18 protein-coding genes and 1 tRNA gene are annotated in these 12731 nt (G+C 56.7%); 4 read left to right on the top strand and 15 right to left on the bottom strand.

What is annotated here, in order from left to right; translation table 11 throughout:
* Positions 1–105 precede the first annotated feature (105 nt).
* Positions 106–885, bottom strand: a complete 780-nt coding sequence (locus AC2FFP_RS06790) for a helix-turn-helix transcriptional regulator (protein ID WP_496880840.1) — start codon at positions 883–885, stop codon at positions 106–108.
* 94 nt (positions 886–979) lie between these two features.
* Here AC2FFP_RS06790 and AC2FFP_RS06785 point away from each other — a divergent pair, with 94 nt between their 5' ends.
* A complete protein-coding gene (locus AC2FFP_RS06785; protein ID WP_496722108.1) occupies positions 980–1276 on the top strand; it encodes a hypothetical protein in 297 nt (98 codons plus the stop codon).
* Positions 1277–1531: 255 nt separating this feature from the next.
* On the opposite strand, the gene AC2FFP_RS06780 is transcribed toward AC2FFP_RS06785, so the two are convergent.
* Both AC2FFP_RS06780 and AC2FFP_RS06775 read right to left on the bottom strand, forming a co-directional pair.
* On the bottom strand, positions 1532–1957 hold the full coding sequence (locus AC2FFP_RS06780; RefSeq protein WP_496766840.1) for an SRPBCC family protein: 426 nt from the start codon (positions 1955–1957) through the stop codon (positions 1532–1534).
* Positions 1954–2274, bottom strand: coding sequence for an ArsR/SmtB family transcription factor (locus AC2FFP_RS06775; protein WP_108858970.1), 321 nt, complete (start codon positions 2272–2274; stop codon positions 1954–1956). Before AC2FFP_RS06775 ends, AC2FFP_RS06780 begins: the two co-directional genes overlap by 4 nt.
* A 116-nt stretch (positions 2275–2390) precedes the next feature.
* Here AC2FFP_RS06775 and AC2FFP_RS06770 point away from each other — a divergent pair, with 116 nt between their 5' ends.
* A complete protein-coding gene (locus AC2FFP_RS06770) occupies positions 2391–2822 on the top strand; it encodes an MmcB family DNA repair protein (RefSeq protein ID WP_496722113.1) in 432 nt (143 codons plus the stop codon).
* Between the two features lie 4 nt (positions 2823–2826).
* On the opposite strand, the gene AC2FFP_RS06765 is transcribed toward AC2FFP_RS06770, so the two are convergent.
* Positions 2827–3015 carry a DUF6324 family protein gene (locus tag AC2FFP_RS06765; protein WP_058274816.1) on the bottom strand — a complete coding sequence of 63 codons (189 nt, stop codon included), beginning with the start codon at positions 3013–3015 and terminating at the stop codon, positions 2827–2829.
* A 77-nt stretch (positions 3016–3092) separates the two neighbouring features.
* Here AC2FFP_RS06765 and AC2FFP_RS06760 point away from each other — a divergent pair, with 77 nt between their 5' ends.
* On the top strand, positions 3093–3575 hold the full coding sequence (locus tag AC2FFP_RS06760) for a GNAT family N-acetyltransferase (protein ID WP_496766839.1): 483 nt from the start codon (positions 3093–3095) through the stop codon (positions 3573–3575).
* Between the two features lie 47 nt (positions 3576–3622).
* Positions 3623–3699, top strand: a tRNA-His gene (locus AC2FFP_RS06755).
* A 105-nt stretch (positions 3700–3804) separates the two neighbouring features.
* On the opposite strand, the gene AC2FFP_RS06750 is transcribed toward AC2FFP_RS06755, so the two are convergent.
* From AC2FFP_RS06750 to secG, 11 genes are all read right to left on the bottom strand, one after another.
* Positions 3805–4611: an ABC transporter permease gene (locus tag AC2FFP_RS06750; RefSeq protein ID WP_496738807.1), complete on the bottom strand. Its 807-nt coding sequence runs from the start codon at positions 4609–4611 to the stop codon at positions 3805–3807.
* Positions 4608–5495 carry an ABC transporter permease gene (locus AC2FFP_RS06745; RefSeq protein ID WP_108858966.1) on the bottom strand — a complete coding sequence of 296 codons (888 nt, stop codon included), beginning with the start codon at positions 5493–5495 and terminating at the stop codon, positions 4608–4610. Before AC2FFP_RS06745 ends, AC2FFP_RS06750 begins: the two co-directional genes overlap by 4 nt.
* Before the next feature lie 71 nt (positions 5496–5566).
* The gene (locus tag AC2FFP_RS06740; RefSeq protein WP_058276110.1) at positions 5567–6280 is read right to left on the bottom strand and encodes a transporter substrate-binding domain-containing protein; all 714 of its coding nucleotides are present in this window, start codon (positions 6278–6280) and stop codon (positions 5567–5569) included.
* 31 nt (positions 6281–6311) lie between these two features.
* Entirely contained in the window at positions 6312–7088 is a 777-nt protein-coding gene (locus tag AC2FFP_RS06735; protein WP_496766838.1) for an ABC transporter ATP-binding protein, read from the bottom strand.
* A 125-nt stretch (positions 7089–7213) separates the two neighbouring features.
* The gene (locus tag AC2FFP_RS06730; RefSeq protein ID WP_496880847.1) at positions 7214–7957 is read right to left on the bottom strand and encodes a phosphate/phosphite/phosphonate ABC transporter substrate-binding protein; all 744 of its coding nucleotides are present in this window, start codon (positions 7955–7957) and stop codon (positions 7214–7216) included.
* A gap of 5 nt (positions 7958–7962) precedes the next feature.
* Complete coding sequence (locus tag AC2FFP_RS06725) at positions 7963–8400, bottom strand: tellurite resistance TerB family protein (RefSeq protein ID WP_496722123.1); 438 nt, start codon at positions 8398–8400, stop codon at positions 7963–7965.
* 20 nt (positions 8401–8420) lie between these two features.
* On the bottom strand, positions 8421–8870 hold the full coding sequence (locus AC2FFP_RS06720; RefSeq protein WP_058276107.1) for a tellurite resistance TerB family protein: 450 nt from the start codon (positions 8868–8870) through the stop codon (positions 8421–8423).
* A 110-nt stretch (positions 8871–8980) separates the two neighbouring features.
* Positions 8981–9757, bottom strand: coding sequence for an isocitrate lyase/PEP mutase family protein (locus AC2FFP_RS06715; RefSeq protein ID WP_058276116.1), 777 nt, complete (start codon positions 9755–9757; stop codon positions 8981–8983).
* 160 nt (positions 9758–9917) lie between these two features.
* The gene (locus AC2FFP_RS06710) at positions 9918–10400 is read right to left on the bottom strand and encodes a bacterioferritin (RefSeq protein ID WP_496722126.1); all 483 of its coding nucleotides are present in this window, start codon (positions 10398–10400) and stop codon (positions 9918–9920) included.
* Positions 10401–10523: 123 nt separating this feature from the next.
* On the bottom strand, positions 10524–12167 hold the full coding sequence (gene pyrG, locus AC2FFP_RS06705) for a CTP synthase (RefSeq protein WP_496844025.1): 1644 nt from the start codon (positions 12165–12167) through the stop codon (positions 10524–10526).
* 158 nt (positions 12168–12325) lie between these two features.
* On the bottom strand, positions 12326–12691 hold the full coding sequence (secG, locus tag AC2FFP_RS06700) for a preprotein translocase subunit SecG (RefSeq protein WP_058276104.1): 366 nt from the start codon (positions 12689–12691) through the stop codon (positions 12326–12328).
* Positions 12692–12731 lie beyond the last annotated feature (40 nt).

Here is a 12731-nt window from a genome sequence, read left to right as displayed (position 1 = left end):
CCTGAAATCTAAAAATACACTTGTTCAAACAAGTCTTCGGCCTCCACCACTCACAGTTTTTTCCAAAGACACCAACATTTTACCGGAACGTAGCCGGCGTGCCACCTATCGATTCCGATAGCCCGGCGGATTGATCAGGCCAAGTTGCATCGCACGGACCAGTGCGGATTCACGGGTCGGGGCTCTCAATTTTTCGCGCGCATTCTTCAAATGGGTTCGTACCGTAATTTCCGAGAGGTTCAACAGTTCGGCGATTCTGTCGTTTCGGTGCCCAAGAGCCAAAAGGTTCAGGACCTGCAGCTCTCGTGGCGTCAGGTCCGGAGTGGTTGGAGCAATGCTTGTGATGTCGTACACACGACCGTGATTGCTGGGGATATCCGATCCCAGATTGGTGGCCAGCACGGTTGCCAGGACACGCATTTCGCGCTGCCGTTCAGTCATTTGAGCCTGGGCGTCCGGTCGGTCCGATGACAGAACCACCAGCTTGGCCTCGTTGTCGGGGCAGGGAACCACCAGAGAGTAAAGGTGAATATATCCGGCCTTTTCCAGATCGTGGTTCAAACCCAGCGCCTTGGTGGAATGGCCGTCCGCAGGCCGGAGGCTTGCGGCCTGCACGTAGAGGCTTTCCCCGCCATTTTGAACCTGCGCCAGCATCGGATCCGCTTCGGCGTACCCTTGGCTGTCATAGCGGTTCAGCCAACCTTTGGACATTGAACTTCGAACCCAATGAATGGCGCCAGTCTCGGGTGTAAAGCAAAGCATGTTCAGTGCGTTAAACCCGATCTCAGCCAGCCGGTCTAACGTGAACTCCCACCGTTCCTGATCATCATGGCGCAGAGAAAGTTCTTCGAGAAGATCCAACGTGAACAGGCTGAGGGCATTCATAGAGACTCCGAATATAGTGTCGCACCCGTTGAGGCCGCGGTTTACTCAGCACGACCATGCGCTATCATCACGGTATCAGACAAGGAGCTTTGTCGTGCCCAAACTGATCCGCCTTTACATCACGCAAGTTGCATGGGGATTTGTCATCTCGGCCCTGTTTGTCGGGGTGCTGCTGGCCCTGAACGTGGCCAACTTGCGCGGCCTGATTTTCGGATCCGAGATCGGGTTGATCGCTCTGGCAATGATCTGGTTCATGAACGGCATCGTGTTCGCCGGTGTTCAGTTCGCCTACGCGATCATGAGCTTGGCGGAAAAGCCAACAGGCCCCAGGCGCGGTACACCCGTTGCGGCCAAGTTCGAACCCGCCCGCGTTGCGGTGGACAAGGGCTGAGCCAACCTATTTCGGAAAATGAAGACTCTCCCAGACCGGGCGAGAGATAAGTTTATGTGGCGGGACCGCCAGTCAACCGTGCGGTGTGATTCCCGAGGACCTGTATGTACAGGTGGGCGCCAGGTAATCAGGCCAGGACCTGAACAGAGCCAGCCCCCTCGGAATTGCTTAAGGCCACCAGAATGCTACCAATCACAAGAAGGGCAGAACCCGCCACGGGCCTAAGTAGGGGTTGCGGCGGGTTTGCACAAGGGGTCAGGCGTCAACAGTTTCGTGCAGCGCATTGCGCATCTTGCCCAAATGTTCGTCCCAACCGTCATCGAGTGCAAGGATCAGGCCAAATGCCTCTGCGCCTTGCGGCAGCCCTTCGTGAACCAAGCCCAGCCGGGTACCGCCCGGTACAGGGTCCAGCGTCCATTTTACGACACTAACAGCGTCTCCCATGGGTTTGATGGTGAATGTATATTCCAGATATTCGGGCGGACGGGCAGCGCGTACCTCACCCCAGATCAGAAGATCGCCACTGGTAGTCCCGAACATCTCAAGTTTCTGACCGGTGGCCAACGGACGCTCTGGTTTGTGAAACCACTCTGCCAAGCGGGCGGGTTCGGTCAAATAGGCCCATACGGTTTCCGGCGTGGCCCTCAGGAAAATCTGTTTTTGCAGAACTGCATTCGTCATTTTTTATTCCTTTCAATAGCTTCCTTCAGATTATTCAGGCGATCATCCCAGAACTGGTCAAAATAGCTGAACCAGTCGAGGATGGGGGCCATTCCATTCGGCTCCAGCCGGTTAATGCGCTCACGTCCACGTGCCTCGACGGTGATGAGGCCGCCATCGGAAAGAACAGTCAGGTGCTTTTTGACCGCTGCACGGGTCATATCGAACTGATCGGTCAGCTGCGCGATCGTCATGTCGCCAGAGGCAAGGATCTGGACGATCTCCCGTCGGGTCGGGTCCGCAAGGGCGCGGAACGCGTTTTGAATTTGCGTCTGCATTCGTCACCACAATAGTGATACCATTTGGTATTGTAGTTTATGGGATACCAAATGGTATCACGTCAAGAGTCTTTCAGGCGCTTGATTTTTGTTCACGAATTGTTCACATTTCGGGAATGACACTGGATTTACAGCCCGGACAAAAACTGGCCCGTGGGGTTTCGCGCCATTTATTGGCTCATGGCTTTGTATCTGTTGAGGAATTTGTCCCCACCCGCGGTCTGCGAGTCGACGTCATGGGATTGGGTCCCAAGGGGGAACTGTGGGTGATCGAGTGCAAATCCAGCCGCGCAGATTATCTGACGGATTCTAAATGGCAGGGGTATCTGGATTGGTGTGATCGCTTTTTCTGGGCGGTGGACACCGATTTCCCGACAGACTTGTTGCCAGTAGAGACCGGTCTGATCATCGCAGATGCCTATGACGCCGAAATCATCCGAATGGCACCGGAAGATAAGCTGGCGCCAGCGCGGCGCAAGAAGATGATTCAGAAGTTTGCAACAGACACAGCCCGCAGATTGCAGGCATTGCGTGATCCAAGAATTTGAACTGTCAGTCTTTTACGATCCGGGCAGCTTGCACAGCGGCGAGGATTTCGTCAGCGATTTCTTCCGCTTCTTCAGGTTCGAAGTCCATTGGAATTTCGACGCCGTCGGCCTCGATGAACAGGCGCACCATGCCATGGTCGGTCGGGCCGATCTGAAGGTTCGCCTGAATGTCACGTTCGGTGTTAATGCCCATTTGCGCCTCCGGGACTGAGCGTTCCTGCTAGCGCGCAAAGGGTTGAGAATCAAGCCGCCTTTGAGGTCAGGTAAAGCATGGAAGATATTCTGATCAGAGCTTTCCGCCCAGATGATGCGCCCTGGTTGGTCGAACAGCACGGCCGCCTCTATCAGCGGGACAACGGGTTTGATGACACGTTCGCGCCCCTTGTCGAAAGCATTCTGGCCGACTTCGTCACGTCACACGATCCAGCGCGCGAGAGGGGTTGGATCGCGGAGCTGGGTGGCGCGCGCATGGGCAGTATCTTTTGCGTCGCACTAGACGACCACACCGCAAAATTGCGATTGTTTTTGCTGCTGCCAGAGGCTCGTGGGAAGGGCTTGGGCAAACGTATGCTCAACACATGCATGGGGTTCGCGCGCAGCGCTGGTTATCGTGATATGGCCTTATGGACCCATGAAAGCCATCGGGCGGCCTGCGCCCTTTACAAGGCGTCGGGGTGGCAATTGACCGGCAGCAAAAAGGTTCATTCCTTTGGCCGCGATCTTGTCGAACAAAGCTGGGAATTTCGTCTTTAATCCTCTTGCAATCCGTGTGCGCGTTCGGTACATCGCCCCTCACGAGTGCCGCCTTAGCTCAGTTGGTTAGAGCGCTGGATTGTGGATCCAGAGGTCCCCTGTTCAAGCCAGGGAGGCGGTACCATCTTCCCCTGATACGCAAGCCTCCGCAGAACGTTCCTAGGAAGTTTTGACGAGAAAAAACCGGGCTTAAAACAAGCCCGGTTGTTACAGTGTTGGATTGTTTGAATTAGCGCGCCAGATTCAAACGAAACCTCATCTTGGCCTTTCTGGCGGCCGGCAGGTGGCGATTCAGTCGTTTGTTGATCAGCCCGAACACTCCGACCACCACTAGCGTCAGCAGGATGAAGTAGAAGGCCAGGATCGGGTAGGGGATGAACGGGTTGAACGTCTTGTCGGCGAAATAGCTGGCGTAGTAAAGCGCGTCGCCACGTTGCTGCCAGGCGGGGAAGGCCGAGAAGAAGACCAGCGTTGTGGCGTGAAACAAGAAGATTGCTTCGTTCGTGTACGCAGGCCACGCCAGACGTAGCATGGTGGGCCAAACGATCCGGCGGAACCGCGACCAACCCGACATACCATAGGCATCAGCGGCCTCGATATCGCCCTTGGGGATCGAGCGCAGCGCGCCATAGAAGATCTCACCGGTATAGGCGGCGGTGTTCAGGAACAGAACGATCAACGCCCCCAGCCATGCCGATGTCAGGGCGTCGAACATCGGGTAAGATTTCTTCAGCGACAGGAAGAAGAAATAGGCAAAGAAGAACTGGATGAACAGCGGTGAGCCGCGGAAGATAAAGATGAACCACTCGGAGGGTTTGCGCAGCCACTTGTTGGTAGATGCTTTACCCATTGCCACGGCGGTTGCCAGAAAGAACCCGGTGACCAGTGCCATGATGCCGAAATAGATATTCCAGATCATACCTGAACCGATCAGGGTGAATTGCTCACACAGGGTAAAATCGTTGCGCGGCAGTAGCCGCTCACCAAGGCCCAGGGAACGCAGGCCGTAGTCCTGAATGGTCTGGATGCAGCTCATGCGGTGGTCTCCTTGCGCAGAAGCTCTCCGCCCGACGTGGCCTGGCCGTGGGACAGGCGGCGCATCAGCTTTTCAAGCCCGATTTCCGAGACGCGGGTCATGCCGAGGTAGAAGATCAGCAGAGCCAGGAAGTACCACATGCGCCAATCGCCGTGGGGGTATTGCGTGAATTTTGTGGTTTTCGTGCCGCCCAATTCGCGGGCCCAATAGACGATGTCTTCGATACCAAGCAGGAACAGCAATGGAGTGGCTTTGATCAGCACCATCCACAGGTTCGACAGGCCGGGCAGGGCGTAAACCCACATTTGCGGCACGAGGATGCGCCAGAATGTCTGGCTTGGGGACAGGCCATAAGCGGCTGCTGTTTCCAGCTGCGCATGGGGAACCGCCCGCATGCCGCCAAACAGCACGTTGGCCGCAAAAGCACCGAAAACGATCGAGAATGTGATGACTGCGAGGAAGAAACCATAGGTCTCATGCACAAATTCCGGCGCGGTGCTGAGCGGTAGTTTTGCCGACTGGCAAACGATGAAGTCGTTGCCCTGGCGGATCGGGTCCGGCCAATCGGGGCAAAGGATCTTATGGCGCGTCCATTCAAAAGCCTGATCCAAGGCGATCACGAAGAACATGAAGAAGGCGATGTCCGGCACACCCCGTACAATCGCGATATAGCCCTTGCCCAGCCAGCTGACGGGGGGGATATGCGAGCGGGCGGCCATGGCACCAACGAACCCGAAACTCAACGCTACGGGCGCTGTGACGGCTAGCAACAGCAGAACCTTCAGGAACGACAGGTAGAACGACCAGTGTACGCCGTTGGTGAGGTAGCAAGAAAACCAGCGGAACGTGCCCAGCGTATCGGGATCAGTGCAAAACGAGAAAATGGCGGGCCTCTTGAGGTGCTAAGGCTCAGGGGCGGCGCGCCCCGGTATTGGGGCGCGCAACCTGAATCAGATCAGAAGGTCGAGGACACTTCCCATTTGGTGATCAGCTCGTTCAGGCTGCCGTCGTCCTTCATGGACTGGATGGCAGTGTTGAGCTTCTCTTTCAGATCACCGTCCGACTCGCGCACACCGATGCCGACACCACCGCCCAGCGGGACATCTTCGGCGACAAAGCGCAGGTCCGCGTCTTCATCTGCAATCGGCGCAAGGAAAGACTTATCGGCCAGAACGGCGTCAGCTTCGCCATTGCGCACGGCTGCGATGGTTTCTTCGGGGCTGGCGAACTCGACCAGAGTTGCACCGGATTCAGCAATGTAACCGGCCTGAATGGTGCCGGTCTGTGCCGCAACAACGCCGTTCGCGACATCTACGTCGTCGGAGGTTGCAACATAAGCCGACGGATCTGGCGGCGTGTAGTTCTGAGTGAAATCAATCACTTCGTCGCGCTCGTCAGTGATCGACATGCCCGCGATGATGACGTCATAGTTGCCCGACACCAGGTTCGGAATAATCGAATCCCAGTCGTTCTTGACCCATTCGCATTCCAGATTTGCGCGCTTGCACAGCTCGTCACCCAGCTCACGCTCAAAACCGTCGATCTCTCCAGCGTCATTGATGAAGTTCCACGGAGGGTAGGCACCCTCGGTGCCCATGCGGACCGTATCGGCCATGGCCATACCGGCGCTCAGCGCCAGTGCTGCTGTGGTCAGAATCAGGTTTTTCATTGTTACTCCCCTTTTTGGTTCTGTCCTGAATTTATGCCGCCATGGTGGCGGAGAGAAAACCCTGAAGTCGCGTGGATTCAGGGGTCGTAAAGATGTCTTCCGGCAGGCCTTCTTCTTCGATGAGGCCTTGATGCAGGAACACCACATGGCTTGAGATATCGGCAGCCATTTTCATATCGTGTGTCACGATGATCATGGTGCGACCCTCGGCGGCCAGATCCTTGATCACTTTGATCACTTCCTGTTCCAGTTCGGGGTCCAGCGCCGAAGTCGGTTCGTCGAACAGCAGGGCCTGAGGCTCCATGCACAGGCCGCGCGCAATTGCGGCGCGCTGCTGCTGACCGCCCGACAGTTGCGCAGGATACGCGTCGCATTTGTCGCCGATGCCGACCTTTTCCAGATACCTACGGGCGCTGTCTTCAACCTCGGCCTTGTCGCGGCCCATGACGGTCACTGGGGCCTCCATCACGTTTTGCAGGATGGTCATATGGGCCCACAGATTGAACTGCTGAAAAACCATCGACAGGTTTGTGCGAATACGCAGGACCTGTTTGGGATCGGCCGGACGGCGGTTATGTGCGTTGCCAGTCCAGCGGACAGGTTCGCCCTTGAATAGGATTTCGCCCTCTTGGCTGTCTTCCAGCAGGTTGCAACAACGCAGAAGTGTCGATTTTCCGGACCCTGATGAGCCGATCAGAGAAACGACGTCGCCGCGTCTGGCGGTGATATCCACCCCTTTCAATACCTCAAGATTGCCAAAGCTCTTGTGTAGGTTCTTGATCTCGATGACCGGAGTGGAATCTGTCACGGGTGGTCCAGTTGTTATTGGTGTTGGTGCGGTACTAGGGCTGAAAATTCAGTGCAATGCAATGCGCAAATGACACGGAACGGGCCACAAACTGTCAAATTGATCAGACGTTCTGGCCAAAGTGGTCACGGATCGATCAATTTGGCAGCCTCAGGGGACAGGTCGGGAACGGCAAGGTAATGCTCGGCTGGAATGTCGATCAGACCGCGCAAATGCAAACTCTTTTGGTCAGCGGGGGAAAGATCGTTGATGGCTGCACGAACCGCCTTTGCAATCTGGGGCGCATCCTGACCATTGGCCGTGATGTAGGGCAGGGCGGGCGAAGGTTCCGTTGCTGAGACCTCGCGAAGCTCAGCGTCCAAATTCGTGTGTTCCTTGAGCAATTCCCACGTAAGCGCATCCAGCGCGGCATAATCCGCGCGGCCTTCCGCAACAGCGGCTACCGAAAGGGCATGACCGCCAGTTTCCAACACAGAACTTGGAAGGCGGCTGTGACGTGACAGATGAACCATGGGCGCAGCCCAACCGGATTGAGACAATGCCTCATTGTAAGCAAAGGTGCCGTTGGCAAGCTGATCCAGATCGCGGGTATCGTCTTTTAGGGCCACGATAACAGACCGGTAGTATCCTGGCGGACAGCCTGCCAAACCGTAGTCCGGCGTACCAACAAGCTGAACTTTACCGTGCAATAGGGTGCGGTAAGGCATGCCGCAGGTTTGGGAGAAAACAAGGTCGGGGCTATGCCAGATATCCCAAACGTCGGCGCCACGTGTCAGGTGCGTGGGGCCAAAACCAAGATGCGCCCGAATCAACGACCAGAACCGATCATTGGCTGGTTGCAGCGCGGGCATGTCATACATGCCCAGCATTGCAATCACGATTTGGCTGCCTTTTGCCGGGCCAGGGCAGAATCGACATCGCTGACACCCAGCAAGCTGACAACCAGACGCAGCAGCGAGTCTTCTTCGCCGGTCCGATGCCCATCGGCCAGTGCGACCGACCACATCGCCTGAACCACGGCCAATCGGTCATCGTAAGCGACAGCCTCTTTGATCGCGCGTGTAAAGCGGACAGTATCGGGGGCTTCGGCTTCTAGATCCTCGGCGCTAGCGCGAAGGGCTGCGGCCTCAAAAGGGGACAGGCCATAGCGTTCCGTCGAAATCCGGTCGATTCGGGCCATTTCCGTGTCGGCATAGTCGTTGTCGGATCTGGCGATGCGAACCAGAAGGGCCGTAAGGGCCAAACGGGCGTCGTTATCGGCAAGTGGGTCGGGCTGCGGCTGCGTGAGCCGGGACAGAAAATCGCTGAACATGAATTGGTTATAGAAGCGGACTACTTCTGTTCCAAGCGCGTTTGTACCCGTTCATGCGCTTCTTGGCTGTCTTTAAAGCTCAGGCCCATGGCGATGCGGGCTTCTTCGACGATCTTCATTTCGCCTTCGTCCGAATTGCCATCGGCCAGAACGACCTCCCACAAAGCGTCCAGCGCGGCCAGACGTTCCTGCAGGTCGGTTGTTTCGCGGATCAACTTGCCGAATGTATCGGTGTCTGGCGCGGCGGCGTGCAATTTTTCGCAGGTGGCGCGGACCTTGGCGGCCTCGATCGCGTTGTGCTGATAGAGCCGCGCAAGAATGCGGTCGATCAGGCTGATTTCTTCCAGTTTGTAATCCCGATCCGCCTGCGCCACGCGCACCATCAAAGCACCCAAAGCCAGTTCGGCGTCAGGATCGGGCAAATGGTCGTGCTGTGGCGGGCGAAACGCCTGAAGGAATTTTTTCAACATGCCGCGAGGTTATTCCATATTTTGTGGCCCGCCAAGCGCTGACTACCCGTCATAGCCCTGAATGGTCACAACTTTGCCGGTATCCGCTTGTATCGGTATCTACCCGCTGGCTAGGCGCCTGACTGCAGTGCCTGTTTCGCTTGTTCCTGCAGCCAGCCCAGCATCTTCCGATACGGCACAGGCCCATAACTGATCCGGGCGACGCCCAGCGACGCAAGCGTCGCGGTATCCGGCGTCCCGGGCAGGGCAATGATATTCACAGGTAGATCAGTCGATTCGCAAAGCCGGGCGATCATGTCCTCATCCTTGAGGCCGGGTGCAAAGAACCCGTTGGCACCCGCATCGGCATAGGCTTTGGCGCGGGCCATCGCATCGTCCAGCATCGCCTCGTCATGCGTTTCCGGCGCAGCCTTCAGGAAGATGTCCGTTCTGGCGTTGATAAAAGCAGGGACGCCAGCGACGTCACACCCTTCGCGCATCGCACCAACGCGGGCGGCTTGGGTTTCGATGTCGTATAGGTCCTTGGTGCCGACAATCTGGTCTTCGAAGTTGAAGCCGACGACACCTGTTTCAAGTGCACTTTGGACATTGGCGATGATTCCCACCGCGTCCTCGGCATAGGCCCCCTCGAAATCCAAAGAAACAGGAAGGTCTACGGCGCTGACGATTCGGCCGGCGTTGTCCAAAGCGACATCCAGCGGGATGTTCTGGCCGTCGCCAAACCCCTGCGCCATTGCAACGGGTGCGCTGCCGGTCGCCAATGCCATGGCGCCTGCATCCCGCACGGCACCGGCGCTGCCAGCGTCCCAGATGTTAAAAAGGATGACCGGATCGCCCTTTTTGTGCAGGGCCGCAAAGGTTTCTGCGTTTTGGATTTGATCGGTCATTTGGGCCTCTCCTGTCATCATTTACTTAACAGTAACCACTTGGAACCGTGCCCGAGTAGTGTTTTTTGGCCGCACACCGTCACTTTGCGGTGACGAACGAAAATGGGCCAACATTTGTTGGCCCGAATCCTTCGACATGGTGAGATCAGTTGCTGAGGAGTCAGTCTTCGCCGGCTGTGCTCGACACGTATCGAGCGCTGAACGCCGGCTCACCCAATCGTTTGAGCAGCGACAATTCGGTCTCCAGCCACGCCTTGTGACCTTCTTCTTCCAGCAGAATTCGCTCAAACAGGGTTCGGGTTCCCACGTCACCGGCCTCAGCCGCCTGTGCCGCAGCTTGGGTGTAGAAGTCGATGGCTTCCATTTCATCCTTCAGGTCCGCGGTAAACATCTCTTCCAGGTCGTCCGCCGCCTTTGGGTTTTTCTGAAGCTCAAGCTCTGGCTTTGCGCCAAGGAAAAGAATGCGTTCGATATAGGCATCAGAATGCCCCAACTCTTCCTGCATCTCGCCTCGCATCTTCTCGGCCAGGATGTCCAAACCCCAATCGTTCAGTACATGCGAATGCAGCTGGTATTGATGCGCTGCGGTCATTTCCATGTGAAGCGCTTGTTGGAGGTTTGTTATCGTTGTCGCATTGCTCATCTGAAAACTCCTAAATCTTTGAACTGCATCCATGGTGCACGGCAGGTGGACCTGCTTGTTCAAATAGTTAGGAGGTTACACCCCACAAAACAATGCGGGGTGACAGTCCGACACAGACACCACTTAAACGAGGCGCGAGGTGTCTTTCGCTGCGCGCACAAAGTCGCGGAACAGGGGGTGTGGATCAAATGGCTTGGACTTCAGTTCCGGATGGTACTGTACGCCGATGAACCACGGATGGTCTGACCATTCTACGATTTCCGGCAGACGGCCATCGGGCGACATCCCCGAGAAGTTCAAGCCAGCTTTTTCCAGCTTGTCGCGGTACTTGATGTCCACCTCATAACGGTGCCGGTGGCGTTCTTCGATATTGGTGCCGCCGTATACCTCTGCCACTTTCGAGCCATCGGCCAGTACCGCGTCATAGGCGCCCAAACGCATGGTACCGCCTTTATCGTCACCGACCTTGCGTTCGACCTTGTGATTGCCCTGCACCCATTCTTTCAGGTGATAAACAACAGGCTCAAAACGTTTTTTGCCCGCTTCGTGGTCGAACTCTTCTGAGCCCGCCTCTGTGATGCCAGCGGCGTTGCGGGCTGCTTCGATTACAGCCATCTGCATACCAAGGCAGATTCCCAGATAGGGCACTTTGTGTTCGCGCGCGTATTGCGCGGCTTTGATCTTGCCTTCAGTGCCGCGTTCGCCAAATCCACCGGGAACGAGGATCGCGTGGAAGCCTTCCAGATGCGGGGCTGCGTCTTCGGTATCAAATACCTCGGCATCGACCCACTCGACCTTTACGCGAACCCGGTTGGCCATACCGCCATGGGTCAGGGCCTCGGCAATCGACTTATAGGCATCTTCAAGCTGCGTGTATTTGCCGACGATGGCGACTTTGACTTCGCCTTCAGCATTGTGGATGCGGTCGCTGACATCTTCCCATTTTGTCAGATCGGGCTTGGGGGCAGGGCTGATCTGGAACGCATCCAGAACCGCCTGATCCAGTCCTTCGCGGTGATAGGCCAGTGGGGCGTCATAAATGGTCGACAGATCCTGTGCCGCGATCACGCTGTCGGGGCGCACGTTACAGAACAACGCCAACTTTTCGCGTTCTTTGACCGGGATGGGACCCTCGGAGCGACAGACCAGAATGTCAGGGGCCAGACCGATCGAGCGCAGCTCTTTCACCGAGTGCTGCGTCGGCTTGGTTTTCAATTCGCCCGAGGCCTTGATGTAAGGTAGCAAGGTCAAGTGCATGAACAGGCATTGGCCGCGTGGCTTATCCTGGCTGAACTGACGGATGGCTTCGAAGAAGGGTAGGCCTTCGATATCGCCGACTGTGCCGCCAATCTCGCACAGCATGAAATCGACCTCATCCTCACCGATCGAGATAAAGTCTTTGATCTCGTTGGTGACGTGCGGAATCACCTGAATGGTCTTGCCCAGATAGTCGCCGCGGCGCTCTTTCTCGAGTACGTTGGAATAAATCCGACCCGAACTGACCGAGTCGGTTTTGCGCGCTGCCACACCGGTGAAACGTTCGTAGTGACCAAGATCCAGGTCGGTTTCGGCTCCGTCATCGGTCACGAACACTTCGCCATGCTCGAACGGTGACATCGTGCCGGGGTCAACGTTGAGATAGGGGTCCAGCTTGCGCAGACGTACCGAATACCCTCGGGCCTGCAACAGCGCGCCCAAAGCCGCCGAAGCCAGTCCTTTACCCAAAGACGAAACCACACCACCAGTGATGAAAATAAAACGCGCCATGTTTTCGGCTGCTCCCGTGAGACGTCAAAATCAGCTGCCCGACGGTTCCGAAAAACCGCTGCACCACGGGACTTCACATATAAAGGATTCGCGCCAATAGCGCAAGAGAACCGCAAGATGCTGTTGCAGTTCTCTTTCAAGTTTCTAGGTTTTGTGGATCAGTTGGCTTGTGGGATCAGCGGCGCGTTGTCGCCATCTGCCGGAGGCAGCAGATCGTCAGCCGACGGAACCGCAGGTGTGCTTTCCTCGGTCGGTGCTGGTGCCGGAACGCCCAAACGGTCGATCACCGAACTGCCCGAGGATTTCTGAGCGGCCAGAATGGTCAGCGTGATTGAAGTCACGATGAAACAAGCGGCCAGGATCCACGTCACCTTGCCCAAAGCAGTCGCTGCGGCGCGTCCGGTCATGGCGCCGCCGCCCCCGCCGCCCATGCCAAGGCCACCGCCTTCGGACCGCTGCATCAGAACAACGGCAATCAGGCCAAGGGCCAGGAGGAGGTGGATGATGAGAACGACGTTTTCCATGGTGTTCCTGTACAGCGTGGCGTGTATCGCGTGGTACTTA

The sequence above is a fragment of the Ruegeria sp. YTSC004 genome (assembly GCF_059609805.1).
The sequence above is the reverse complement of the archived record's forward strand: the minus strand, read 5'-3'. Positions and strand labels throughout refer to the sequence as shown.

Excerpts from the sequence above, each read along its gene's own strand:
- AC2FFP_RS06790 (WP_496880840.1), bottom strand. The coding sequence starts at position 885 with ATGAATGCCCTCAGCCTGTTCACGTTGGATCTTCTCGAAGAACTTTCT.
- AC2FFP_RS06780 (WP_496766840.1), bottom strand. The coding sequence starts at position 1,957 with ATGACGAATGCAGTTCTGCAAAAACAGATTTTCCTGAGGGCCACGCCG.
- AC2FFP_RS06775 (WP_108858970.1), bottom strand. The coding sequence starts at position 2,274 with ATGCAGACGCAAATTCAAAACGCGTTCCGCGCCCTTGCGGACCCGACC.
- AC2FFP_RS06770 (WP_496722113.1), top strand. The coding sequence starts at position 2,391 with ATGACACTGGATTTACAGCCCGGACAAAAACTGGCCCGTGGGGTTTCG.
- AC2FFP_RS06765 (WP_058274816.1), bottom strand. The coding sequence starts at position 3,015 with ATGGGCATTAACACCGAACGTGACATTCAGGCGAACCTTCAGATCGGC.
- AC2FFP_RS06760 (WP_496766839.1), top strand. The coding sequence starts at position 3,093 with ATGGAAGATATTCTGATCAGAGCTTTCCGCCCAGATGATGCGCCCTGG.
- AC2FFP_RS06750 (WP_496738807.1), bottom strand. The coding sequence starts at position 4,611 with ATGAGCTGCATCCAGACCATTCAGGACTACGGCCTGCGTTCCCTGGGC.
- AC2FFP_RS06740 (WP_058276110.1), bottom strand. The coding sequence starts at position 6,280 with ATGAAAAACCTGATTCTGACCACAGCAGCACTGGCGCTGAGCGCCGGT.
- AC2FFP_RS06730 (WP_496880847.1), bottom strand. The coding sequence starts at position 7,957 with ATGCTGGGCATGTATGACATGCCCGCGCTGCAACCAGCCAATGATCGG.
- AC2FFP_RS06725 (WP_496722123.1), bottom strand. The coding sequence starts at position 8,400 with ATGTTCAGCGATTTTCTGTCCCGGCTCACGCAGCCGCAGCCCGACCCA.
- AC2FFP_RS06720 (WP_058276107.1), bottom strand. The coding sequence starts at position 8,870 with ATGTTGAAAAAATTCCTTCAGGCGTTTCGCCCGCCACAGCACGACCAT.
- AC2FFP_RS06715 (WP_058276116.1), bottom strand. The coding sequence starts at position 9,757 with ATGACCGATCAAATCCAAAACGCAGAAACCTTTGCGGCCCTGCACAAA.
- AC2FFP_RS06710 (WP_496722126.1), bottom strand. The coding sequence starts at position 10,400 with ATGAGCAATGCGACAACGATAACAAACCTCCAACAAGCGCTTCACATG.
- pyrG (WP_496844025.1), bottom strand. The coding sequence starts at position 12,167 with ATGGCGCGTTTTATTTTCATCACTGGTGGTGTGGTTTCGTCTTTGGGT.
- secG (WP_058276104.1), bottom strand. The coding sequence starts at position 12,691 with ATGGAAAACGTCGTTCTCATCATCCACCTCCTCCTGGCCCTTGGCCTG.